Source organism: Kosakonia pseudosacchari, assembly GCF_015167415.1.
GTDB lineage: Bacteria > Pseudomonadota > Gammaproteobacteria > Enterobacterales > Enterobacteriaceae > Kosakonia > Kosakonia pseudosacchari.
Genome location: NZ_CP063425.1, coordinates 2,157,098 through 2,181,323, shown reverse-complemented (window position 1 = coordinate 2,181,323; position 24,226 = coordinate 2,157,098). Strand labels below are relative to the sequence as shown.

Sequence of the window (24,226 nt, the reverse complement as noted above, 5' to 3'; positions counted from 1 at the left end):
GTTAAAACGGGCGGAAAACGGCCAGCAGAATAATCACCGCAACGGCAATAATGGTGATGGCGGTGGCGTTGCGAATTGCGCCCATGCCTTTTACCGCTTCACCTGTTGCTATGCGGCGCAGCGTGGCAGAGAGAAAACCATGCAGGCCGGAAAGCAGCAACACCACGCACACTTTTACTATCAACCACAGATGCGGCATTTGACCGTGCGCAATCACCATTACCGCACCCGCGATCCACAGCAGTAACATTGCAGGCGTGGTGATTTTACGGCTCCAGCGTCGTACATCGCCCGCCAACGCGACACGCGCGGTGTTATCCGCTTGTGTGGCGCACCAGCCGGCAACGACAGCCATAACCAGCATTCCGCCTATCCAGACGATGGCCGCCGCGATATGTAACGCATTGAGCCATGGATGAAAGTTCATAATTCGACTCCAGTGTAATAAAGACTGCGGCAAGTCTGACAGACTCATTGACGGCTGTCATGAGTTAAAACCATTAAGACCTCAGGTGATCTCCCTTCCCCGTGGCTAGTTATACTTACAGTACCAGGTATGGTTCTCTACCCCGGTTCGTACCAGATGCGATGGTTAGATGAGTTATTCATCGTATCAAGCCAACCAGCATGTTTTTTCAACCCTGATATTCCATCTGCCGCAACCAGGCTTAAGCGCTGGTTGAGTGGCCACAGGAGGCGCTTGTGGAAACAATTTTGTTTACAAAAACTCCGACCATCACGGTAATCGATAACCGTAGTCTGGCGGTCCGTGAGCTGGCATATCACCGCCATCCCGACTCCCCCGATATCACCGATGAACGCATTATCCGCCATCAGTTCAATGCGCGCGGTTTTCCCGCGCAGAGTGCCGACCCGCGTCTTGCGGCGGCCGGGCTGGTGAATTTTGGCTTTATCAGTGACCTCGGTGGTACGCCGCTGCGCACGCAAAGTGCCGATGCCGGAACGACCGTGGTGCTGAACGACGCCGCCGGGCGGATTTTTTTGCAGGTCAGCAATATTGGCGCGGGTAATGACCGCAGCGCGGCCGTCACCCGCACCTTTCAGTATGAAGATGCTGGTCTGCCGGGACGCCCGCTGAGCGTGACCGAGCTGGGAAAAATCAGCGAGCGCTTTGTCTGGGCCGGTAATTCGGCTGATGAACAGAGCCACAACCTCGCCGGTCAACTGGTCAGCCACTATGACCCGGCAGGCCTGCTGTCGACCAGCAGCATTTCCCTGAGCGGCGTGCCGCTTTCTGTCACCCGCCAGTTGCTGCCGGATGATGCAGAAGCTGACTGGCAGGGCGCGGATGCGTCTGCATGGAATGATTTGCTTTCGGGTGAGTCGTACACCACGCAAAGTACGGTGGATGCCACCGGCACGGTGCTGACCACTCTTGATGCGAAAGGCAACCAGCAGCGCGTGGCGTTTGATGTGGCGGGGCTGCTGAAGGGAAGCTGGCTGACGGTCAGCGGGGGGGCAGAGCAGGTCATCGTGAAATCCCTGACTTACTCTGCCGCCGGGCAGAAGCTGCGCGAGGAGCACGGCAACGGCGTGGTGACCACGTATTCCTATGAAGCCGAAACCCAGCGTCTGGTGGGCATTAAAACGGAACGCACGACAGCCGCGAAAGTGCTGCAGGATTTGCGCTACGGGTACGACCCGGTGGGCAATGTGCTGGTGATAACCAACGATGCCGAGGAGACGCGCTTCTGGCGCAATCAGGAAGTCGTTCCCGAAAACCGCTACACCTACGACAGCCTGTACCAGCTTATCAGCGCGACCGGGCGCGAAATGGCGAACGCGGTACAGCAGGGCAGTAACCTACCTGATTACATCTCCTTCGATAACGCCACTTACACGAACTATTCCCGCATCTACACCTACGATAACGCCGGTAATCTGACGAAAATTCAGCACAGCGCGCCCGCATCCGGCAATAACTACACGACATCAATGACAGTCAGCGACCGCAGCAACCGCGCGGTGCTCAGCACGTTTACGGAAAACCCGGCCGATGTCGACGCGCTGTTTACCGCCGGCGGTCAGCAGAAACAGTTGCTGCCCGGTCAGTCGCTGGTATGGACGCCGCGTCAGGAATTACAGCAGGTCACCCCGATTACCCGTAATGGCGGACCCGACGACAGCGAAAGTTACCGTTACGACGCAACCAGCCAGCGCATCGTCAAAACCACCTCACAGCTGACCGGCAACACCACGCAGACAAAACGGGTGATTTACCTGCCGGGTCTGGAGCTGCGCAGCAGCAGCGCGGAAACCCTGCAGGTGATAACCGTTGGCGAGGCCGGACGCGCCCAGGTGCGGGTTTTACACTGGGAAAGCGGGCAGCCTGAAGGCATCAGTAATGACCCGATTCGTTACAGCTATGACAATCTCACCGGCAGCAGCAGCCTCGAAGTGGACAGCAGCGGTGAGTTAATCAGCCGGGAGGAGTATTACCCCTATGGCGGCACGGCACTGTTTGCCGTGCGCAGCCAGCTGGAGGCGGATTACAAAGCCATTCGTTATTCCGGCAAGGAACTGGACGCAACCGGGCTGTATTACTACGGCTACCGCTATTATCAGCCATGGGCTGGACGGTGGCTGAGTGCCGACCCGGCGGGTGGTATTGACGGGCTAAATCTATTTCGCATGGTCCACAATAATGCTGTGACATTGCATGATCCCGACGGGCTCGCTCCTCAGGTCGGCTTTTTGAAGGGCAAAAGATTGATGGAAACCGTTGATTATATTGCCGGAAAACAATTTGGTACGCTGGAAGAAGTTCTCGCTCATCTCAAATTTATGCGACTCAAAATTTATGATGAGGAACGCATCTATACCCACTTCAAACATTCGCGACAATATACTGGCGCTCCCGCGTCTACAAAGACCTTCAGTTATCCCGACTTATCGCCTAAAGATCAAGAGGCGCTGGACTACATTGCAAACCGGGAAAATTTCTCTCATCTGTTTGTCGAATATAGTGGTGACGAAGGCTTCAGCATTGAATCGAAAAGTTTAAAAACAGAGAATATTTTCACGAATAAGTTTCTAAAAGACACGTGGGTATTCGCGCACAACTTTAGAGTGGAGCCGGAACCCTATTTCGCGACACATATTGCGCAGTACCAATACAAAGTTGCGGCTGAGAACAGTGGTTTTTTAGGGGAGATGCCAAAGAAAATCATTAGAAAGAGCGTGATAAATGAGCAAACACTAAACGTAACAAAAGGATTAGCAGGAGAAGCGCTCTTTGAGGCTTTTTTTCAGCGAACGCCAAATGGCAAATCCACCGCCCGCATACTGGAGGCATTCAACCTCATAGCAACCGGAGTGAGTCGTGAAGATCCGCAAGATGATGATGAAGGCCCCTCATTTATTATTAATGTCGTCCATAATGCTCACGTGCAGCAGCAGGCCAGTGTAGTTCATCAGGCTGAGGTGGTTCGCAAAAAAGGGATTACGCGCTTGCTACCGCGATTTTTGCGTAAAACAACGGCTGAGAAGACAATAAGCCTATAAGGTGCGAAAAAAACGGGCCAATCAGGTATAGATAACGTCCTTAGCCAGGCCTGAGTAAACCAGCGCAACGGGTCGATGCCCTCTCAACCTGAGCATCGGCCCTTTTAACGTATTTTCAACCCCCGCTTTAGTTATCACTTTTGAGAGTATCAACACGGCATACCTTGCAAGAACTCGCTGATTTTATGTCATAACTTTATGTGATAACGCTCACGTCTCTGTAAATTACTTGAAACGTCGAATGATTGCGCACAAATCGTGACATTGAGCAAATAATCGTCCACTTATGCGTATTTAATAAGGTTATTCCTTTTTTTAGAAGAAAAAAATCCAACTAGCGGTAATTTCGATGAGTATTGCTAACACAATGTTAAAAAAGAGATTAGCAATGTACAGTAAATGGTTGCAGTGCAAACTTTAATCACGTTTAACAAGAGATATGACCGGATTGATCGCGCAAACCAGCCCAATACACTACCATTTCGCCAAAATAGCAGAACATATGCCTTAATGCGCAATCAGACCCGCAGACTGTAGTAGAAAAATCCACTTTTATTTCAATGATGAAATTTAACTCTGAATAACAAATAAAAACACCGAGCATTGTAATGCCATGGATCTATGTAACAGAATATGTCAAAAGACTTGCCTGAACGCGCTGGATAGTGAACATTAACCGCCGTTTTCCCCTCCCAATATAACTATAAGCGTGATGAACTCTGGTCATTACGCGCTGAACACCCCCGTTAATATGGGATGTAAAAAAAGAGGTATATGTGTCAACTGCAAACAAACCAACGGAAAGCGTCAGCCTGAACGCTTTTAAACAACCGAAAGCGTTTTATCTGATCTTCTCAATCGAGTTATGGGAACGTTTTGGTTACTACGGCCTGCAAGGGATTATGGCTGTTTACCTGGTGAAACAACTGGGTATGTCAGAAGCGGATTCTATTACGCTGTTCTCCTCCTTTAGTGCACTGGTTTATGGTCTGGTTGCCATCGGTGGCTGGCTGGGTGACAAAGTGCTGGGTACCAAACGCGTAATTATGCTGGGCGCGATCGTGCTGGCCGTCGGTTATGCGCTGGTGGCGTGGTCCGGTCATGATGCGAGCATTGTATATATGGGCATGGCGGCCATCGCCGTGGGTAATGGTCTGTTTAAAGCCAATCCGTCCTCCCTGCTCTCCACCTGCTATGCGAAAGACGATCCGCGTCTGGATGGTGCATTTACCATGTACTACATGTCCGTTAACGTCGGTTCATTCTTCTCCATGCTGGCAACGCCGTGGCTGGCCGCGAAATTTGGCTGGAGCACCGCGTTTGGACTGAGCGTGGTGGGTCTGCTGATTACCATCGTTAACTTCGCCTTCTGCAAACGTTGGGTGAAAAACCACGGTTCTAAACCCGATTTCGAACCGCTGCGTGTTAGCTATCTGCTGGCAACCATTGTCGGCATCGCGGCGCTGATCGCTGTCGCCACCTGGCTGCTGCACAACCAGGGCATTGCGCGTATGGTGCTGGGTGTTGTGGCGTTGGGTATTATCTGCATCTTCGCCAAAGAGACGTTCGCGCTGAAAGGTGCCGCTCGTCGTAAAATGATCGTCGCCTTCATTCTGATGGTACAAGCGATTGTTTTCTTCGTGCTCTACAGCCAGATGCCGACATCGCTGAACTTCTTTGCTATTCGTAACGTTGAGCACACGCTGTTCGGTATCGCTTTTGAACCTGAGCAGTATCAGGCGCTGAACCCGTTCTGGATCATCATTGGTAGCCCGATTCTGGCCGCTATCTATAACAAAATGGGCGATACGCTGCCGATGCCGCATAAATTCGCCATCGGTATGGTGCTGTGCTCCGGCGCGTTCCTGGTGCTGCCGCTGGGCACGAAATTCGCCTCTGACGCGGGTATCGTTTCCGTAAGCTGGCTGATCGCAAGCTATGGCCTGCAAAGTATCGGTGAACTGATGATCTCCGGTCTCGGTCTGGCGATGGTTGCGCAACTGGTGCCGCAGCGTCTGATGGGCTTCATTATGGGAAGCTGGTTCCTGACCACGGCTGGCGCGAACATTATCGCCGGCTATGTGGCAAATCAGATGGCGATCCCGGAAAACGTGACCGATCCGCTGATGTCACTGAATATCTACGGCACCGTGTTCCTGCAAATTGGTATCGCGACTGCCGTTATCGCTTTGCTGATGATCGTCACCGCACCGAAGCTGAACCGTATGACGCAGAGCGAAGATAACCCTCGCGATACGTCGGAAACCGCTACGGCATAATCGCCGCGGGGAACTCAAATTATTCAGCCGCTAACGTAAGTTAGCGGCTTTTTTTTTATTCCGCTGCGTAATAACCTATGCCGGAAATCAGCCATAAGGAAAAGAAAATGAAATTGTTTTACAAGCCGGGCGCCTGCTCTCTCGCATCACATATTGCTCTGCGTGAGACCGGAAAAGATGTGGATCTGGTCAGCGTTGATTTGATGAAAAAACGCCTGGAAAACGGCGATGACTTTTTCGCCATCAACCCGAAAGGACAAATCCCGGCGCTGCTGCTGAATGACAATACCCTGATTACCGAAGGCGTGGCGATTATGCAATACGTTGCTGACAGCGCGCCTGAGAGCCAGTTACTGGCACCTGTTGGCACCTTGCCGCGTTACAAAACGCTGGAGTGGCTGAACTTTATCGCAACCGAGCTGCATAAAGGCTTCACCCCGCTGTTTCGCCCGGACACACCGGAAGAGTACAAACCCACCGTACGCGCCTTGCTTGAGAAAAAATTGCACTACGTGAATGAATCTCTGAGCAATAACGCGTGGATCAGCGGCGCGAACTTTACCATTGCCGACGGTTATCTGTTCACGGTTCTGCGCTGGGCACGCGCGGTGAAATTAAATATGGAAGGTCTGGCGAATATTGACGCGTATATGGCGCGTGTTGCCGCTCGTCCTGCGGTCGCGGCTGCAATGGCGGCAGAAGGTATTCAGTAAAATGCGATTGCCCGCGAACGCACGGTTTAGCGGGCATCAATAAAGGCGGGGAGCCCCGCCTTTTTTACAATAATGTCGCGCTAAAAAGATGCTCTGGTTGCGCAATTCTGTCCTGTGCCGCGACCACCTGCAGTTCATACTCCTGCAAATTTTTAGTCGCCAGCATAATTTCGTACACCGCCGCCGTGACGTGCTCCAGCGCTTCACGCGCGTTCGCACCCTGTAGCAATTTCACCAGTAACAACCCGCTGGTTACATCGCCCACACCGACAGGCTGGCGTGCGCCAAAATCCACCAGCGGACGGCTAATGTGCCAGGCTTCACTGGTCGTCACCAGCAACATTTCAAAGCGATCGGCGCTCAAACCCGCGCGTGCCAGGTGTTTCACCAGCACAATCTGCGGCCCCTGCGCAATCAGTTCGCGCGCCGCAGTCACGGCTTCTTCCACAGTGTGGACCGCATGACCGCAAAGGATCTCCAGCTCAATCAGATTTGGCGCAATGATATCGCTGGCAGGCAAGGCGTGACGAACATGAAACTCAGCAACCCCTGGCGCAACGATGCAGCCTTTCTCCGGATGCCCCATTACCGGGTCGCAGAAAAATTTCGCCCGCGGGTTGGCCGCTTTCACCTGACCAACGATACCCAGAATATGCTCTCCCTGCTCTGCCGATCCCAGATAGCCGCTCAGCACCGCGTCACAGCGTTTCAGTTGGTCAATCGCCGCGATGCCCTGCACAATTTCGGTCAGATGAGCTGGCGGCATAACACTGCCGGTCCATTTGCCGTACTGGGTATGGTTAGAAAACTGCACCGTGTTCAGCGGCCAGACGTTAGCCCCCAGGCGGCGCATCGGGAACTCGGCGGCACTGTTCCCCGCATGACCAAAGACCACATGCGACTGAATGGCGAGGATATTCTTCATTGTTGGTAGCCTTGCAAGAATGGAGCAATAAAGAGAAGGGAGTGATTTCTCACTCCCTTCGGCAGGTCTGTTTTTATTTCCAGCAGATCAGGCAGTAGTTTTTCTTACCGCGGCGCAACAGCGTGTAGCGACCAAACAGGCGGTCACCGTCAGTGAAGAAATACTCCGGATCGGATTGTTTTTCGCCGTTGATGGTCACAGCGTTAGACGCGATGGTTTTACGCGCCTGGCCGCGGGAAGGCTGCAGTTCAGAATCAACCAGCGCCTGCATCAGATCGGCGCCTTTTTCCATCTCAACCATTGGTACACCATCCTGCGCCAGCTGTTCGAAATCGGCTTCGCTCAGGTCACTCAGCGTACCGTTGAACAGACTTTCGGTGATGCGTTTCGCGGCGGTTAAGCCCTCTTCACCGTGTACCAGACGTGTTACCTGCTCAGCCAGCACATATTGCGCACGCGGCGCTTTACCGCTGTTTTTGTCTTCTTCTTCCAGCGCGTTAATTTCCGCGATATCCATAAAGGTGAAGAACTTCAGGAAGCGATAAACGTCCGCATCGGCGGTGTTGATCCAGAACTGATAGAACTTATACGGGCTGGTTTTCTTCGGATCCAGCCACACCGCGCCACCTTCGGTTTTACCAAATTTGGTGCCATCCGCTTTGGTGATCAGCGGAACGGTCAAACCAAAGACCTGGTTCTGGTGCAAACGGCGCGTCAGATCGATACCCGACGTGATGTTGCCCCACTGGTCGGAACCACCAATTTGCAGCACGACATCATGCAGTTCGTTCAGGCAGGCAAAGTCGTAACCTTGCAGCAGGTTGTAGGAAAACTCGGTGAACGAGATACCGACATCATCGCGGTTCAGACGCTGCTTGACCGCTTCTTTGTTAATCATCTGGTTAACAGAGAAGTGTTTGCCGATGTCGCGCAGGAAGGTCAGCACGTTCATGCTGCCAAACCAGTCGTAATTATTTGCAGCGATAGCAGAGTTGTCGCCACAGTCGAAATCGAGGAACGGTGCGACCTGTTTACGGATTTTATCCACCCACTCCTGCACGGTGTCTTCGGTGTTCAGTTTACGCTCAGTGGCTTTAAAGCTCGGATCGCCAATCAGACCGGTCGCGCCACCCACCAGCGCCACTGGCTTGTGGCCAGCCTGCTGGAAGCGTTTCAGGCATAACAATGGAACCAGATGCCCCAAATGCAAGCTGTCAGCGGTGGGATCGAAGCCGCAATAGAGCGCGATCGGGCCCTGCGCCAGTCGCTCTGCTAACGCTTCCTCATCTGTCACCTGAGCCACGAGGCCCCGCTCTTGCAATTGTTTAATCAAGTTACTGCTTGCCATCAAAATCTCCATGTATAAAACGGACTGCACCTTTGCCGGTACACGACTTTTCGCCAGATGCGAAAGGATACTTCATGGGGGGCAGATAGAATAAAGCGCCGGAACACGGAGTGCCAGCGCTTATAGCAACATTTTTCAGGGATTATGGCGCGAGGCGATCAATTTTCCACGCAGCGTTCTCGCGCTGGTATAAAAAACGGTCATGCAGGCGATTGGCACCGCCTTGCCAGAACTCCATTTGTTCGATACTGACACGAAAACCGCCCCAGAAGCTGGGTAAGGGGATTTCGCCCTGCTGGAATTTTTGCTTCAGTTCAAGGAACTTGCTTTCCAGAACACCGCGCGCGGAGATGCGGCTCGATTGTTTTGACACCCAGGCGCCGATTTGGCTGTCTCGCGGGCGGCTGTGGAAATACTTCACCACTTCCAGCGTTGAAAGCCGTTCAGCTTTACCAGTGACCATCACTTGCCGTTCCAGCATATGCCATGGGAACAGCAGGCTGACAGCAGGGTTGTTTTCAATGTGATGCGCCTTACGGCTGCCAAGGTTGGTATAAAAAACCAGCCCTTTTTCATCGTAATGTTTAAGCAACACGATGCGCTGATAGGGCTGACCATTCTCATCGACCGTCGCCACGACCATTGCAGTCGGGTCAACGAGTTGGGCTTCACAGGCCTGCCCCAGCCAGCGTTCAAATAATGCCAACGGCTCGGCGGGAAGGTCGCCGCGACGCAGACCACCTTTGGTGTATTCACGGCGCAGATGCGCGATTTGCTGCAATTGATCGTTATCAGACATGGCGTTAGCGAAAGTAATCATCAGGTGGGGCTATTATGCGCCCCCCTGTAAAAATCTCAACGCCGCGGAATAAGCTGGCAATTATTCAGTACGATGCGATCGCGCTTGTAGACGGTCGCGCTCTCACCCTTCGACCAGAAAACATAGACACCGTCCGTGTAGCGTGCGCCAGAGGCTGAAAGCCCTTGCTGTAAGGTCAGCAATTTATCATCCCAGACAAAACTCGCCTGCTGACGGGTGTTGTTTATTTTCACGGTGAGCGGTTTTTCGTCGCACTGGTAAACCAGCGTATCGGTATGCATGCGTTCTACAAACTGATTGTAATAGCTGCATCCGGCAAGCAGTGCGGGCAGACAGGCAATGAGTATTTTTTTCATAAAGTAGTCCCGGGACAGTCCTGGTCACGGAGGGCGAAACGCCCTCCCTAAGCCCGGTCAGTCTAGCCCGGTGCAACTAAAGTGAAATGCGGTTAACTCTGATTCTGCCGCGGATTAGCAGGGTAAATCGCGCCGAGCACCGAGGCCGCGGACGCACCAGTAACGGATGGCAGATTTCCAGGCAATCCGGCCAGGGTACGCCATGCCAGCCAGGCAAACGCCAGCGCTTCCATATCGTCGCCGCTGATACCGGCTTCATCCGTGGTGGCGACTTCTGTACCTGGCAGAAGCCCTGCAAGACGAGCCATGACCAACGGATTGCGACACCCACCGCCGCAGACTAGCAGGCGTTCGCAACCGCCACTGAGCAGCACCTGCTCGGATATTGTCACCGCCGTCAATTCAGCCAGCGTCGCCTGCACATCGCAGGCGCTTAAGCCCGGGAAGTGCGCGAGGTGGCGTTCCAGCCAGCTGTAATTAAAGTATTCTCGACCGGTACTTTTCGGCGCAGGCGTGGCAAAGTAGCCATCGCTTAGCATGTTTTGCAGTAGCGGCAGCACCACTTTGCCTTCGCTCGCCCATTGCGCATCTTTATCGTAAGGTTTGCCTTTTTGCCGCCAAATCCACGCGTCCATAAGCATATTGCCCGGCCCGGTGTCATAACCTCTGACCGGCTGGCCGGGGATGAGAAGTGATAAATTGGCGATGCCACCAATGTTAAGCACCATGCGCCGTTCTACCGGATGCGCCAGCAGTGCATGGTGAAAGGCCGGTACCAGCGGCGCGCCCTGCCCGCCAAGCGCGATATCACGGCGGCGAAAGTCACCGACCACCGTCACACCCGTACGCGCCGCGATGTGGTTATTATCACCAATCTGTAGCGTATGCGGCGCAATGCCTGTCGGCTCATGCCAGACGGTTTGCCCGTGACAACCAATCGCAACGATATCCTCCGGGTGGAGTTGCTCCCGGTCCATCAACGCCAGTACCGCGTCGGCGAACAACTTGCCCAGTTGAGTATCCAGCCGCCCCAGTTGTGAGAGGGTGAGTTGCTGCCCCTGACAAATGCCAAGAATCGCCTCTTTTAACGGCAGCGGAATAGGAAACGTCAGGCTCGCTTGCTGCGCGACCATGGTTTCATCGATTGCCGCCAGCACCACATCAACCCCATCCAGACTTGTTCCAGACATCACCCCAATGTAGCGACCCGATTTCATACGCCTTCCTTTAATGCATGACCGAAGGCCACCACTCCACCATAAAGCAGGGGTTAACGCCATCGGCTGCAAACACTTTTTAACAATCGGCTGGATTTTCGTTAAGTGAAATTGCGCCGGGCTGCGCTTATAATCGCTTCGTTTAAATCTGGTTAAGCTCGCGTTGATTATTATTTTCGCCGGGATTTGGCAGAAGATATGACCTGGTATTGCTAAAATGCCATATAATTTAACCATGTCGGATGCCCGCAAGGGCGTTTCATGGTGAACAGGAGATTCATAAATGATGTTACGTGCACTGGCAGTTTCGCTGATTGGTTTTACTTTGGCTGGCTGCGTGAATAACGACACGCTTTCCGGTGATGTCTACTCTGCATCCGAAGCTAAACAGGTGCAGAATGTCACTTACGGCACCATTGTTAACGTCCGTCCGGTACAGATTCAGGGCGGTGATGATAACAATGTCATCGGCGCGCTTGGCGGTGCAGTGCTGGGTGGTTTCCTTGGCAATACTGTTGGTGGCGGCACAGGACGTTCTCTGGCCACAGCAGCAGGCGCGGTAGCCGGCGGCGTCGCAGGACAATCCGTCCAGGGTTCACTGAATAAAACGCAGGGTGTTGAGCTGGAAATTCGTAAAGATGATGGCAACACCATTATGGTCGTACAGAAACAGGGCAGCACCCGTTTCTCCGCTGGCCAGCGCGTCGTGATGGCAAGCAACGGTCGTCAGATTACCGTTTCCCCGCGTTAATTCCCGTCTCAGGTGGTCACGCCAGTGGCCGCCCTTTCATATTGCCGATACAGAAGTTGACGTAAAAAAGCCTTGCGGATGCAAGGCTTTGCTGGTCAGTCTCGCGACTGAAGCTCACTGATGTTTTGTTCCAGCCGGGCAATCATTTTAATTAACAGATCGAGTTCTTCCGCAGAGATCCCGGAAAGTATTTCCCCCCGGGTTTTACGAATAACCGTCTCCATCTCTTCAATGATTGGGTCCGCTTTTTCTGTCAATTTGATCCGCTTTGCCCGGCGATCGTTGGCGCAGGTCTGGCGAGAAATAAGGCCTTTCTCTTCCAGTTGATCCAGCGTACGCACCAGCGAAGGCTGCTCAATGCCAATCGCTTTTGCCAGTTGAATTTGCGACTGATCGGGCGGCAGCTGATGAATATTATGCAGCGTTACCCAGTGAGTCTGCGTTAATTCCAGAGGTTTCAGGCGATGGTCAATCAAAGCGCGCCAGACGCGCACTAAGCGTGCCAGATCAGAACCTAATGGCGATTCCAATTTCATCTCCTTATAATTAGCTTGCTAAGTTATTATACTCATTTTAGAATAGTTTGCAGTATTTATATTGGTAAAACAAATGTATTGCGGTTCTCGCCGGGGCTTACGCTGAGATTCCACCTGCCTTAGCAACACGCAGTGGTTGGTACTTATCTAATGATAAGCACCAATCTGGCGATCCGTTAGGTTGTACAGGACGCAAAATGTGAAGTTGAACTCAAGTTTCCCGAACTTACCTCTGCAAGACCTGATTTTTGGCGCATCGGTCTATTTCCCTCCCGTATTTAAAGTGGTCATGCTGGGCTTTCTGTTCTGGCTTATTGCTCACCGCCTGTTACGCGGGTGGATTTATGCCGGTGATATCTGGCATCCCATCCTGATGGATCTCTCTTTGTTTGTTATTGCGCTGAGCCTCGCCCTCGGCTTGCTAATTGTGTGGTAATTATGCGCCTGAAATCCCTGAAATATTTCTCCACGCTCCTGATGCTGGCCGTGGCGATTGTCGCGGCCTGGTGGATGTGGAACTTTTATATGCAGTCCCCCTGGACGCGTGACGGAAAAATCCGCGCTGAACAAGTCAGTATTACGCCGCAGGTCTCAGGCAGCATCACCGAACTGAAAGTGAAAGATAACCAGTTGGTTAAAGCAGGCGACTTGCTATTTCGTATCGACGATACGCCTTACCACATTGCCGTACTGAACGCCGAGGCCCAGTTGGCGCGCACGCAGACCGATCTGGCGAAAGCGAATAATGAAGCCAATCGCCGTCGCCACCTCTCACAAAACTACATCTCCGCTGAAGATCTCGATACTGCCAATATTAGTGTGAAAGCCGCTCAGGCAAGTGTTGCGGCAGCGCAGGCGCAACTTGCGCAGGCACAATGGCAATTGGCGCAAACGCAGATTAAGGCGCCGGTGGACGGTTGGGTCACCAATCTCTCCGCCCGTATCGGGAATTACGCCACCGCCGGGCAACCGGTTTTCGCGCTGGTAGACAGCCATTCGTTTTATGTGATGGGTTACTTCGAAGAGACCAAATTGCGTCATATCCATGAAGGGGCGACAGCGAAAATCGTGCTTTATAGTGGAGATATCACGTTACAGGGTCACGTTTCCAGCATTGGCCGCGCGATTTATGATCAAAGCGTTGAGACTGACAGCGGCCTGGTTGCCGATATCAAACCGAACGTGCCGTGGGTACGACTGGCGCAGCGTGTGCCGGTGCGTATTCAGTTTGATAACCTGCCCGCCGGGCTGACGCTGGTTTCTGGCACCACGTGCACCGTGGCGATTGGTAGCCAGTAATGAAATCGCCGGTCTGGCTCTGGCAAAATCTGCCCTGGGTGAAAGCCACTACCGGGCAGTGGCGCTATGCGCTGCGCAACGGCATCGCGATGTGTCTGGCGCTTACGGTGGCTTATTATCTCGACCTCAATGAACCTTACTGGGCCATGACATCCGCAGCCGTTGTCAGCTTCCCCACCGTCGGCGGCGTGATCAGTAAAAGCCTTGGACGTATCGCCGGCAGCCTGCTTGGAGCCAGCGCGGCGCTGATCATTGCCGGGCAGACGCTCAACGACCCATGGCTATTTTTGTTCGCCATGGCCGCCTGGATTGGCTTTTGTACCTGGGCTTGCGCGCAGTTCACCAATAATGTCGCCTATGCCTTTCAACTGGCGGGTTATACCGCCGCGATTATCGCTTTCGCAATGGTCGACGTGACTGATATTACTGAGCTGTGGGACATTGCTCAGGCGCGCGTGTGCGAAGTGATTCTGGGAATTTTGTGCGGCGGCATGATGATGATGATCCTGCCCGGCAACGCGGACGGTACAACCCTGCTGTCAGCATTGAAAAAAATGCATGCACGTTTGCTGGAACATGCAAGCCTGCTGTGGCAGCCAGAAACCACCGATGCTATCCGCACCGCCCATGAGAGCGTTATCGGCCAGATCCTCACCACCAATTTACTGCGGATTCAGGCGTTCTGGAGCCATTACCGCTTTCGGCGACAAAACAGTTTGCTTACCTGGTTACTGCACCAACAGTTGCGCATGACCAGTGTGATCTCCAGCCTGCGCAGAATGCTGCTGAACTGGCCCGACGCGCCGGAAAATTTGCGCCCGGTTCTCGAGCAACTGCTCGCCGAGCTTGCTCACCCACGCACGGATGCCCTCACCGTCGCACGTCTTATCGCCCCACTCGCACCTGGGATAAGCGACGATTACCGGCACCACGCATTCTGGCAGCGCTTGCGCTACTTTTGCCGTCTATACCTCACCAGTAGCCGCTGGCTGGCACGTGTGGAGAATGCTTCGCCGGTCAGCAGTTACACACCACCGCGAAGCCCCGGTTTGATGCGTGATACAGATAATGCCGAAGCGCTGTGGAGCGGCATTCGCACTTTTTGTGCGCTGAGTCTGGTCGGCGCATGGAGCATCAATACGCAGTGGGAATCGGGCTCAGCGGCACTGACGCTGGCGGCGATCAGCTGTGTGCTCTACTCCGTCTCGCCCGCGCCGTTTAACTCCCTGGCGCTGTTACTGCGCACCTTGATCTTGCTGTCGCTGTTCAGCTTTATGGTGAAATTCGGCCTGATGGTGCAAATCAGCGAGCTGGCGGTGTTTCTGCTGTTTCTTTTCCCGCTGTTAACCACCCTGCAATTGTTGAAACTGCAAATGCCAAAACTGGCCGGGTTGTGGGGACAGTTGATTGTTTTTATGGGTTCGTTTATCGCAGTGACCAATCCACCCGTTTATGACTTTGCAGACTTCTTAAATGACAACCTGGCGAAGATCTCAGGTGTCGCGCTGGCGTGGCTTGCGTTCGCCGTGTTGCGTCCGGGTTCAGATGCCCGCAAAAGCCGGCGTCATATTCGCACGCTGCGCCGCAGCTTTGTCGATCAACTTAGCCGTATGCCGCAACTGAGTGAGCATGAGTTTGAATCGGTGGTTTATCACCACATTAGCCAGTTAAGTCATAGCCAGGATGCGCAAGCCCGGCGCTGGCTGCTGCGCTGGGGCGTTGTATTGTTGAATTGCTCGCATGTGGTCTGGCAGCTACGCGGTTGGGAAATCCGCTCGGATCCGCTCAGCAAAGTCCGCGAATTGTGCATTGTGCTATTGCGCGATGTGATGAGTGAGCGTGGCGTCCAGCAACGAACGCTTTCTGCCACGCTGGCCGAGTTACAGCGGATTAGCGCGGTGCTGGGTAAACATCACCAGCCTGCCGCGCGGGAACTGGCCTCGGTTATCTGGCGCTTATATTGCGCGCTTTCGCAGCTGGAGCAAGCCCCGGCAGCCGGGACGCTTACTTGATTACGCCACAGGCATAGCGTGCGCCGCCACCGCCGAGCGGTTTCGGTTGATCGGACATATTATCGCCGCCGACATGAATCATTAGCGCTTTGTCTTTCACATCCGAAAGTTTTTTCAGACGCGGCGCCACTACCGGATCGGTCGCTTTACCGTCGTTGTTGACTACCAGCACGGGCAGATCGCCTAAATGCCCGGCACCTTCTGGCCCTTCATGCTTGCCGGTATGTTGCGGATCGAGGTGGCCTCCTGCCGCTTCCGCCGCAGAGGCTTTCCCCTCTTTAATAGCAGGCTGGCAACTGCCTTTAGCATGGACGTGAAAACCATGCTCACCGGGTGGCAGAGCTTTCAGGTCTGGCGCAAACTCCAGCCCCTTGTCGGTTTCACTGATTTTTACACTACCAATAGACTGCCCCACGCCTTGCGCGGTGACCAGGTTCATCTCCACTTCTTCACTGGCGGCTTGCGCCCCGGCGCAAACAACGAGCGCCAGCAAAGCCAGACTAAAACGCTTCATATGACCTCCCTCGGTCTGTTTTTACCCTGTAAGTTTAAACCAGGGTGACAGATTTCACCGGGAGGTCATTTTCCCGCGTTATGGCACGTCGTAACCGAGCACCGCTTTGCGAATGCGGAACCACTGCTGGCGCGTCATCTGGAGATTCAGTGCCCCCAGCGCCGAACGCACACGTTCAATTTTACCCGAGCCAATAATGGGCAGCGGCGCAGACGGCAGACGCATCACCCAGGCATAGACCACCTGTTCGATGGTTTCGGCATTCAGCTCCTGAGCAATGCGCGCCAGTTCATCCCGCAACGGCTGGAACGCAGCGTCATTAAACAGACGCCCGCCGCCGAGACATGACCATGCCATCGGGCGAATACGCAGCTGTTGCAGTTGATCCAGCGTGCCATCCAGCAGTAGCGGCTGGTGTACGGGCGAGATCTCGACCTGATTGGTCGCCAGCGTAAACGGCAGGCGTGACTGCAACAGTGAGAACTGAGCCGGGGTGAAGTTAGAAACGCCAAAGTGGCGTACTTTTCCGCTCTGATGTAAATGCAGAAAAGCTTCCGCTACCTCATCGGCGTCCATCAACGGATCGGGACGGTGGATCAGTAACAAATCAAGGTGATCGGTGGCAAGATTCACCAGCGACTGTTCGGCACTGCGAATAATGTGGTCGCGTTCAGTAATGTAATGACCCAGCGCATGTTCCGGTTTCGCGGTGGTGGCGATCCCACATTTGCTGACAATCTCCATGCGGGCGCGCAGATGCGGAGCGAGCTTGAGCGCCTCGCCAAACGCGGCTTCACACAGATAACCGCCGTAGATATCGGCGTGATCAACGGTAGTAACACCGAGATCAAGATGAGACTCAATAAAGCTAACCAGCTGCTGCGGGGACATGTTCCAGTCCATTAAACGCCAGTAGCCCATCACAAAACGGGAGAACTCAGGGCCCTGCGGCGCGAGGGCAATACGTTGAACCATAATGATTTCCTCGAAGGTAATTTGCCTTCGAGTATACGCATTTTCGCGTTCAAAACAGTGAAGGTTGCTGAGGTTCTTCCGCAGAAGAGGCTTTGTTTGCACGCATTTTGCGCTGCAAACGCTGGCGGCACAAACGCAGCACCTCCTGCTTTTGCGCATCGGTCATTTTTTGCCAGTTAAAACGCTCATCGCGACTACGCATGCAGCCACGACAAAAACCACGCTCATCCGACTGACAAATACCGCGGCACGGGCTCTGGACGGGGAAAAACTCCAGTTGTTCTGGCACAGTCGTCTCCGTTAATACAGGCAGTTCCCTTTATTGAAGACTGCCTGTCGACAACGTGCAAGGCGAAAAACGCATTGTTCGCCACTTGCAACAGACCGATCGGTCTAGTAGAGTGGCGCGATGAGCAGAAATACCGAACATGACACGCGCGAACATTTACTGGCGACCGGCGAGCAGCTTTGTATGCATCGCGGGTTTACCGGTATGGGCCTGAGCGAATTACTGAAAACGGCAGAAGTGCCAAAAGGCTCTTTTTACCACTATTTTCGCTCCAAAGAGGCGTTCGGCGTGGCGTTGCTTGAGCGTCACTATGCCGCTTATCACCAGCGGCTGGCGACCCATTTCGCCAGCGGGCCAGGAAACTACCGCGACAGGCTGCTGGCGTATTATCAGGAAACGCTCCGGCAATTTAGCCAACAGGGAATTATTAGTGGTTGCCTGACGGTGAAGCTGTCGGCTGAAGTGTGCGATCTGTCGGAAGACATGCGTTCAGCAATGGATAAAGGCGCGAGCGGCGTTATCGCCCTGCTCGCGGATACGCTGGAAAAAGGGCGTAACGATCGCAGCTTAACGTTTCAGGGCGAACCACTTACGCAGGCGCAAGTGTTGTACTCCCTGTGGTTAGGTGCCAATTTGCAGGCCAAAATTTCGCGAAGCGCCCTGCCGCTGGAAAGCGCGCTGGCGCATGCAAACAACATCATCGCAACGCCTGTCTGATAACAGGCATTTTTATTTCACTTTTTACTAGTCGACCGGTCTATTCAGGAGTTGTTATGTCCAGTAAATTATTTACGCCGCTGAAAGTGGGCGCGATTACCGTTCCAAACCGCGTTTTTATGGCGCCGTTGACGCGACTGCGCAGCATCGAACCGGGTGATATTCCTACGCCGTTGATGGCGGAATATTATCGTCAGCGCGCCAGCTCCGGCATGATTATCAGCGAAGCCACGCAAATCTCCGCCCAGGCGAAAGGCTATGCCGGCGCACCGGGTCTGCACAGCGCGGAACAAATCGCGGCGTGGCAGAAAATCACCGATGGCGTGCATCGCGAAAACGGTCGTATCGCCGTGCAATTGTGGCACACCGGTCGTATCTCTCATACCAGCGTACAACCGGGCGGCGCCGCACCTGTCGCACCCTCGGCCATCAATGCCGGAACTCGTACTACACTGCGCGATGCCAATGGCAACGCCATTCGCGAGGATACCTCCACGCCGCGTGCGCTGGAAACCGACGAAATCCCGGGTATTGTGAACGATTTTCGCCAGGCGGTTGCCAACGCTCGTGAGGCAGGTTTCGACATGGTGGAGCTGCACTCGGCTCATGGCTATCTGCTGCACCAATTCCTTTCACCATCAGCGAACCAGCGTACCGACCAGTACGGCGGCAGCGTGGAAAATCGCGCACGTCTGGTTCTCGAAGTGGTCGACGCGGTGAGCAAGGAGTGGGATGCAGAGCGTATTGGCATTCGCGTGTCCCCTATTGGCACTTTCCAGAACCTGGATAATGGCCCGAACGAGGAAGCAGATGCGCTCTATCTGATTGAGGAACTCGGTAAACGAGGAATCGCCTATCTGCATATGTCCGAGCCAGACTGGGCAGGCGGCGAGCCGTATACCGACGCGTTCCGTGAAAAAGTGCGCGCGCGCTTCCACGGCCCCATCATCGGGGCGGGTGCGTATACGCCAGAAAAAGCGGAAGAACTCATTGAGAAAGGCTTGATTGACGCCGTGGCTTTTGGTCGCGACTACATCGCCAACCCGGATTTAGTAAAACGTCTGCAATTAAAAACGGAACTGAACCCGCAGCGCCCGGAAAGCTTCTATGGCGGCGGCGCGGAAGGTTACACCGACTACCCTTCTCTGTGATCCTCTGATTGTTCATTGATAGCGGCGGCTCTCCGCCGCTATACTTAAAACTGTGTTTCTATTCGGAACGTTAACACATTCATACAAGAGGACATTATGCGCTTACTTCACACCATGCTGCGCGTCGGCAACCTGCAACGCTCCATCGAATTTTATACTAACGTGCTGGGCATGAAGCTGCTGCGGACCAGTGAAAACCCGGAATATAAATATTCGCTGGCTTTCGTTGGCTACGGCCCGGAAAGCGAAGAAGCGGTGATTGAACTGACCTACAACTGGGGCGTGGAAAGCTACGATCTGGGTAATGCTTATGGTCATATCGCGCTGAGCGTGGAAAACGCGGCGCAAGCTTGCGAAGCTATCCGCAACAATGGCGGGAATGTGACGCGTGAAGCGGGTCCGGTTAAAGGTGGAACCACGGTTATCGCCTTTGTTGAAGATCCGGACGGTTACAAAATCGAGCTGATCGAAGAGAAAGACGCCGGTAAAGGCCTGGGTAACTAATCCCCTCCGGGCGCGGTTTGCGCCCGCTGTTTTACATCCCTTCGTAAAATTTGCCATAATGCGCTGCCATTTTCCCGTATCAAGAGATCCTGATGTCCGATAACGCTCAACTGACTGGTCTGTGCGACCGTTTTCGCGGTTTTTATCCTGTGGTAATTGATGTTGAAACCGCCGGGTTTAACGCCAAAACCGACGCACTGCTGGAAGTCGCCGCCATTACGCTGAAAATGGATGAACAAGGCTGGCTCATGCCCGACAGCACGCTGCATTTCCACGTTGAGCCTTTCGAAGGCGCGAATCTGCAACCCGAAGCACTGGCCTTTAACGGCATTGATCCGAGCAACCCGCTGCGTGGCGCGGTAAGTGAGCATGACGCGCTGCATGCCATTTTTAAAATGGTGCGCAAAGGCATTAAAGATCAGGGTTGTAACCGCGCGATCATGGTGGCGCACAATGCGACATTCGATCACAGTTTTATGATGGCCGCTGCGGAGCGCGCTTCGCTGAAACGCAACCCGTTCCACCCGTTTGTCACTTTCGATACCGCGTCATTAAGCGGGCTGGCGCTCGGGCAGACAGTGCTGTCAAAAGCGTGTGGCGCGGCGGGCATCGCATTTGACGCCTCGCAGGCGCACTCCGCACTGTACGATACAGAGCAAACTGCTCTGCTGTTTTGCGAAATCGTCAACCGCTGGAAGCGTCTCGGCGGCTGGCCGTTGCCCATCGCGGATGAAAATGAGGCATAAAAAAAGCGACCGTCAGGTCGCTTTTTTGTTGGCAGAAATTACTCTGCGCCCGGCTCGTCTTTATGTTTTGCCGCTGCTTCTTTGATAAGCGTCTGCAATTCACCGCGCTGATACATTTCAATCACGATATCGCAGCCGCCAACCAGTTCGCCTTCAACCCACAGCTGCGGAAAGGTTGGCCAGTTAGCGTATTTCGGCAGTTCTGCGCGAATATCCGGGTTTTGCAGGATGTCTACATAGGCAAAACGTTCACCGCATGCAGAAAGCGCTTGCACCGCCTGGGCGGAGAAACCGCAGCTTGGCAGCTTCGGAGAGCCTTTCATATACAGCAGAATCGGGTTTTCAGCGATCTGGCGCTGGATTTTTTCAAGTGTTGTGCTCATTGTCTTGCTTCCTTCAACTTCTTCTACGGCAGATGTTCGCCATTGTAACGGTTCAATGGGACATCGGAAAATAACATTTTGTTCACCGTTCATGATTTTATCGTCTGTCGGCAAAAGTTGCCTTAAGAATATGACTTAACGCAACTCGCCATCCCGCTTGCTGCCTAACTCTTGCGCACATAGAAACGTTTTGCTGCTTTTTTTTGCGCTTGTTAACGAAACGAAGCTATAGATGCAAAAACAGTATTAACTTTTGGGGTTTTTATGGATTAGAATCGACGAGTTTTAAAAAACCATTTGCAGGCATATTAAATGCTTGCCCTAACAGGGGATTGCTCAGTGGCGCGGATACCAAAAGCTTCAATCACGCTCTGTGCTTTGTTGTTCACCACGATTTCTTTCACGCCATTAGCGAGTGCCTCAGAACAGGCGCGAGCATCGGCCGTGCAAAAATCGCATCTGGCGAAAGCATCCGAACGTAAGAAAAAAAATACATCCCAAAAGACATCAAAGAAAAACAGTCGCAGTCCGGCAGAAAAAACCACCAGCAAAAAAATAACGGAGAGCAAAAAAACTCCGGCAAACAAAAAAGTTACCACCAGTAAAAAAGCCAGCAAAATCACCTCGCGTCGTAATGCATCCAGCCCGTTAAAAACCACCGCTGTCACCTGGACTGAAAAATGTACGCCGCGCAAAGGCCACAAGCCGCATTGTGTGAAGGTCAAAAGCACTAACGCCATCGCCGATGTGCATAAAGTTCGCATTCAGAAAGCCCAAAAAACCGCCATGTCCAAGCTGATGAACCAGATTGGCAAGCCTTATCACTGGGGCGGTACCTCACCGAGCACCGGTTTCGATTGCAGCGGTCTGGTCTACTACGCGTATAAAGATCTGGTGAAATTCCGTATTCCGCGTACCGCCAATGAGATGTATCACCTGCGCGATGCGTCGCCGGTGAATGTGGCGGAACTGGAGAGCGGCGATCTGGTGTTCTTCCGTACCCAGGGCCGTGGTACAGCCGATCACGTTGGTGTGTACGTCGGCAATGGTAAATTCATTCAGTCTCCGCGTAGCGGCCAGGATATTCAGGTCACATCACTGAGTGAAGATTACTGGCAGCGTCATTATGTTGGCGCGCGTCGCGTCGTAACGCCGAAAACCATTCGCTAATCCCTCACCTGCCGCACCTGCGGCAGGTAACTCCCTCTTTAGTCTGCCCTTTCGATTTGCTACCCTAATCCGCACATCCAGTAGGGCTATTGGATGTCATTAAAATAATGAAAGGAGAATAGCAATGTCGTTTGAATTACCTGCATTACCGTATGCAAAAGACGCCCTGGCGCCGCATATCTCAGCCGAAACGCTGGAATACCATTATGGTAAACATCATCAGACGTATGTCACCAACCTCAACAACCTGATCAAAGGCAGCGCTTTTGAAGGGAAAACTCTGGAAGAGATTGTGAAAAGCAGCGAAGGCGGCGTGTTCAACAATGCCGCCCAGGTCTGGAACCATACCTTCTACTGGCACTGCCTGGCTCCGAATGCCGGCGGTGAACCGACCGGTGAACTGGCGGCGGCTATCACCAAATCATTCGGTAGCTTTGCCGAATTCAAAGCGCAATTCACTGATGCGGCAGTAAAAAACTTCGGTTCAGGCTGGACGTGGCTGGTGAAAAAAGCGGATGGCGCATTGGCCATTGTTTCAACGTCTAATGCGGGCACTCCACTGACAAGCGATGCAACCCCGCTGTTAACCGTCGATGTGTGGGAACATGCGTATTACATTGATTACCGTAATGCGCGCCCGAACTACCTCGAACATTTCTGGGCGCTGGTAAACTGGTCATTCGTTGCCAAAAATTTAGCGGCATAAACGTGACATAAAACAAAGGAGGGGCCAGCCCCTCCTTTTTTGCATTCCTGCTATTTATTCTGCAGCGGCATAAGCACGTTCTGGCTGTGAGCGACCAGAGAACAGCACCACCAGCAGGCCCAGCCCGGCAATAATCGCCCCCATAACCGGGACGAAATCATAACCCAGCCCACCGGAAATCACTGCCCCACCGGCTGCCGCACCCAGCGCATTACCAAGGTTAAAGGCACCGATATTGACTGACGATGAAAGCCCAGGTGCTTCGTGCGCAACGCGCATGACACGCATCTGCAACGGTGGAACCACCGCAAACGTCGCCGCGCCCCATACCACCATGCTGATAGCCGCGCCCACTTCACTGCGCGCCAGGAACGGGATCGCCAGCATGATGGCAATCAGCAGAAGTAAAAAGCCTTTCAGCGTGCCGGTTACGGAACGATCCGCCAGTTTGCCGCCGAGATAGTTACCAATGGAGAAGCCAACGCCAATCAACACCAGCATCGCCGTGACAAAAACGGGAGTGGCATCGGTAATGGTGTGCAGCACCGGCGCAATATAGGTATACAGCGTGAACATGGCACCCGCACCGAGCACGGTGGTCAGCAACGCGGATAACACCTGCGGGCGCACCAGCACCGACAGCTCTTTACGCACGTCCGGGCGCTCACCTGCGCCACCTTTCGGCAGTGAAAAGAACAGACTCGCCATGGCAATCACACCCAGCCCGGCGGTAGCCATGAACGACATACGCCAGCCAATGGTTTCACCCAGCCAGGTCGCGGCAGGGACACCGCCAATGTTAGCAATGGTCAGCCCCATGAACATGGTCGCCACCGCACTGGCCTGCTTCTCTTTCGCGACCACGCTTGCTGCCATCACCGAACCAAGACCAAAGAAAGCGCCATGGTTCAGGCTGGTGACGATACGCGCCAGCATTAATGTGGCGTAATCCGGCGCAATCGCCGACAGCACGTTACCGAGCGTAAAAATCGCCATCAAAAAGATCAGGGCGTTGCGTCTGCCGCGGTGAGACAGCAGCAACGTCATTAACGGCGCACCGACCATCACGCCGATCGCGTAGGCGCTAATCAGCATCCCCGCCGCCGGAATAGAAACGTCAACGCCGCGGGCAATAACCGGCAGTAATCCCATCGGGGAAAACTCGGTGGTACCAATGCCGAAGGCGCCAATCGCCAGGGCAAGCAAAGGGAAATTAATTTTCATCTGTCACTCCAAAATAGACATGCCGACTTGCGACCCTGTCGCTGAAGTCAAAAGTATGACAGCTAT

At 53.6% G+C, this 24,226-nt stretch carries 25 protein-coding genes; 13 read left to right on the top strand and 12 right to left on the bottom strand.

Translation table 11 applies throughout. The features are described 5' to 3' along the window. Window position 1: 1 nt before the first annotated feature. Entirely contained in the window at window positions 2-427 is a 426-nt protein-coding gene (locus IP581_RS10270) for a CopD family protein (protein ID WP_193822465.1), read from the bottom strand. Between the two features lie 275 nt (window positions 428-702). Between IP581_RS10270 and IP581_RS10265 the strand changes: the two genes are divergently transcribed. The 3 genes from IP581_RS10265 to gstA all read left to right on the top strand — a co-directional run bounded on the left by IP581_RS10265 (window position 703) and on the right by gstA (window position 6,517). Further along, entirely contained in the window at window positions 703-3,525 is a 2,823-nt protein-coding gene (locus tag IP581_RS10265; RefSeq protein ID WP_193822464.1) for an RHS repeat protein, read from the top strand. A 776-nt stretch (window positions 3,526-4,301) separates the two neighbouring features. Then, complete coding sequence (gene dtpA, locus IP581_RS10260; RefSeq protein ID WP_193822463.1) at window positions 4,302-5,804, top strand: dipeptide/tripeptide permease DtpA; 1,503 nt, start codon at window positions 4,302-4,304, stop codon at window positions 5,802-5,804. 107 nt (window positions 5,805-5,911) lie between these two features. Beyond that, on the top strand, window positions 5,912-6,517 hold the full coding sequence (gene gstA, locus IP581_RS10255) for a glutathione transferase GstA (RefSeq protein ID WP_097402092.1): 606 nt from the start codon (window positions 5,912-5,914) through the stop codon (window positions 6,515-6,517). A gap of 64 nt (window positions 6,518-6,581) precedes the next feature. Here the strand turns inward: gstA and pdxY are convergent, their stop codons facing one another. The 5 genes from pdxY to anmK all read right to left on the bottom strand — a co-directional run bounded on the left by pdxY (window position 6,582) and on the right by anmK (window position 11,183). Next, window positions 6,582-7,442: a pyridoxal kinase PdxY gene (gene pdxY / locus IP581_RS10250; RefSeq protein WP_193822462.1), complete on the bottom strand. Its 861-nt coding sequence runs from the start codon at window positions 7,440-7,442 to the stop codon at window positions 6,582-6,584. 73 nt (window positions 7,443-7,515) lie between these two features. Continuing rightward, the gene (gene tyrS / locus IP581_RS10245) at window positions 7,516-8,790 is read right to left on the bottom strand and encodes a tyrosine--tRNA ligase (protein WP_017456611.1); all 1,275 of its coding nucleotides are present in this window, start codon (window positions 8,788-8,790) and stop codon (window positions 7,516-7,518) included. Between the two features lie 142 nt (window positions 8,791-8,932). Beyond that, complete coding sequence (pdxH, locus tag IP581_RS10240; RefSeq protein ID WP_086869942.1) at window positions 8,933-9,589, bottom strand: pyridoxamine 5'-phosphate oxidase; 657 nt, start codon at window positions 9,587-9,589, stop codon at window positions 8,933-8,935. 56 nt (window positions 9,590-9,645) lie between these two features. Further along, the gene (gene mliC / locus IP581_RS10235; RefSeq protein ID WP_086869369.1) at window positions 9,646-9,966 is read right to left on the bottom strand and encodes a C-type lysozyme inhibitor; all 321 of its coding nucleotides are present in this window, start codon (window positions 9,964-9,966) and stop codon (window positions 9,646-9,648) included. A 92-nt stretch (window positions 9,967-10,058) separates the two neighbouring features. Next, entirely contained in the window at window positions 10,059-11,183 is a 1,125-nt protein-coding gene (anmK, locus tag IP581_RS10230) for an anhydro-N-acetylmuramic acid kinase (protein ID WP_193822461.1), read from the bottom strand. Between the two features lie 283 nt (window positions 11,184-11,466). On the opposite strand from anmK, the gene slyB reads away from it, so the two are divergent. After that, window positions 11,467-11,934 carry an outer membrane lipoprotein SlyB gene (gene slyB / locus IP581_RS10225; protein ID WP_086869372.1) on the top strand — a complete coding sequence of 156 codons (468 nt, stop codon included), beginning with the start codon at window positions 11,467-11,469 and terminating at the stop codon, window positions 11,932-11,934. Between the two features lie 95 nt (window positions 11,935-12,029). Here slyB and slyA read toward each other — a convergent pair whose 3' ends face one another. Continuing rightward, entirely contained in the window at window positions 12,030-12,470 is a 441-nt protein-coding gene (slyA, locus tag IP581_RS10220; RefSeq protein WP_017456607.1) for a transcriptional regulator SlyA, read from the bottom strand. 199 nt (window positions 12,471-12,669) lie between these two features. Here slyA and IP581_RS10215 point away from each other — a divergent pair, with 199 nt between their 5' ends. Genes IP581_RS10215 through IP581_RS10205 form a run of 3 tightly spaced genes read left to right on the top strand, consistent with a single transcriptional unit; the run spans window position 12,670 to window position 15,781 of the window. Next, window positions 12,670-12,906, top strand: a complete 237-nt coding sequence (locus IP581_RS10215) for a DUF1656 domain-containing protein (RefSeq protein WP_086869374.1) — start codon at window positions 12,670-12,672, stop codon at window positions 12,904-12,906. A 2-nt stretch (window positions 12,907-12,908) separates the two neighbouring features. After that, complete coding sequence (locus IP581_RS10210) at window positions 12,909-13,769, top strand: efflux RND transporter periplasmic adaptor subunit (protein WP_193822460.1); 861 nt, start codon at window positions 12,909-12,911, stop codon at window positions 13,767-13,769. Continuing rightward, window positions 13,769-15,781, top strand: coding sequence for an FUSC family protein (locus tag IP581_RS10205; RefSeq protein WP_193822459.1), 2,013 nt, complete (start codon window positions 13,769-13,771; stop codon window positions 15,779-15,781). The genes IP581_RS10210 and IP581_RS10205 overlap by 1 nt, the downstream gene beginning before the upstream one ends. Here IP581_RS10205 and sodC read toward each other — a convergent pair. The 3 genes from sodC to IP581_RS10190 form a co-directional block, all read right to left on the bottom strand. Next, window positions 15,774-16,295, bottom strand: coding sequence for a superoxide dismutase [Cu-Zn] SodC (sodC, locus tag IP581_RS10200; protein ID WP_193822458.1), 522 nt, complete (start codon window positions 16,293-16,295; stop codon window positions 15,774-15,776). The genes IP581_RS10205 and sodC overlap by 8 nt on opposite strands. 78 nt (window positions 16,296-16,373) lie before the next feature. Beyond that, window positions 16,374-17,270 (bottom strand): aldo/keto reductase, encoded by an 897-nt coding sequence (locus tag IP581_RS10195; protein WP_193822457.1) that lies wholly within the window; start codon window positions 17,268-17,270, stop codon window positions 16,374-16,376. Between the two features lie 49 nt (window positions 17,271-17,319). After that, entirely contained in the window at window positions 17,320-17,559 is a 240-nt protein-coding gene (locus IP581_RS10190; RefSeq protein WP_016496290.1) for a DUF1289 domain-containing protein, read from the bottom strand. 120 nt (window positions 17,560-17,679) lie between these two features. Here IP581_RS10190 and IP581_RS10185 point away from each other — a divergent pair, with 120 nt between their 5' ends. The 4 genes from IP581_RS10185 (at window position 17,680) to rnt (ending at window position 20,677) form a co-directional block, all read left to right on the top strand. Further along, the gene (locus IP581_RS10185; RefSeq protein WP_193822456.1) at window positions 17,680-18,276 is read left to right on the top strand and encodes a TetR/AcrR family transcriptional regulator; all 597 of its coding nucleotides are present in this window, start codon (window positions 17,680-17,682) and stop codon (window positions 18,274-18,276) included. Between the two features lie 56 nt (window positions 18,277-18,332). Continuing rightward, window positions 18,333-19,427, top strand: a complete 1,095-nt coding sequence (gene nemA, locus IP581_RS10180; protein ID WP_193822455.1) for an alkene reductase — start codon at window positions 18,333-18,335, stop codon at window positions 19,425-19,427. Between the two features lie 96 nt (window positions 19,428-19,523). After that, the gene (gene gloA / locus IP581_RS10175; RefSeq protein ID WP_016496293.1) at window positions 19,524-19,931 is read left to right on the top strand and encodes a lactoylglutathione lyase; all 408 of its coding nucleotides are present in this window, start codon (window positions 19,524-19,526) and stop codon (window positions 19,929-19,931) included. A gap of 92 nt (window positions 19,932-20,023) precedes the next feature. Continuing rightward, the gene (rnt, locus tag IP581_RS10170; protein ID WP_065368637.1) at window positions 20,024-20,677 is read left to right on the top strand and encodes a ribonuclease T; all 654 of its coding nucleotides are present in this window, start codon (window positions 20,024-20,026) and stop codon (window positions 20,675-20,677) included. Between the two features lie 38 nt (window positions 20,678-20,715). Here the strand turns inward: rnt and IP581_RS10165 are convergent, their stop codons facing one another. Next, window positions 20,716-21,060 carry a Grx4 family monothiol glutaredoxin gene (locus IP581_RS10165; RefSeq protein ID WP_065368638.1) on the bottom strand — a complete coding sequence of 115 codons (345 nt, stop codon included), beginning with the start codon at window positions 21,058-21,060 and terminating at the stop codon, window positions 20,716-20,718. 339 nt (window positions 21,061-21,399) lie between these two features. Between IP581_RS10165 and IP581_RS10160 the strand changes: the two genes are divergently transcribed. Both IP581_RS10160 and sodB read left to right on the top strand, forming a co-directional pair. Then, entirely contained in the window at window positions 21,400-22,230 is an 831-nt protein-coding gene (locus IP581_RS10160; RefSeq protein WP_086869387.1) for a C40 family peptidase, read from the top strand. A gap of 124 nt (window positions 22,231-22,354) precedes the next feature. Further along, entirely contained in the window at window positions 22,355-22,936 is a 582-nt protein-coding gene (gene sodB, locus IP581_RS10155) for a superoxide dismutase [Fe] (protein WP_086869388.1), read from the top strand. A gap of 54 nt (window positions 22,937-22,990) precedes the next feature. Here the strand turns inward: sodB and IP581_RS10150 are convergent, their stop codons facing one another. Then, complete coding sequence (locus IP581_RS10150; protein ID WP_193822454.1) at window positions 22,991-24,160, bottom strand: MFS transporter; 1,170 nt, start codon at window positions 24,158-24,160, stop codon at window positions 22,991-22,993. Between the last annotated feature and the right edge of the window lie 66 nt (window positions 24,161-24,226).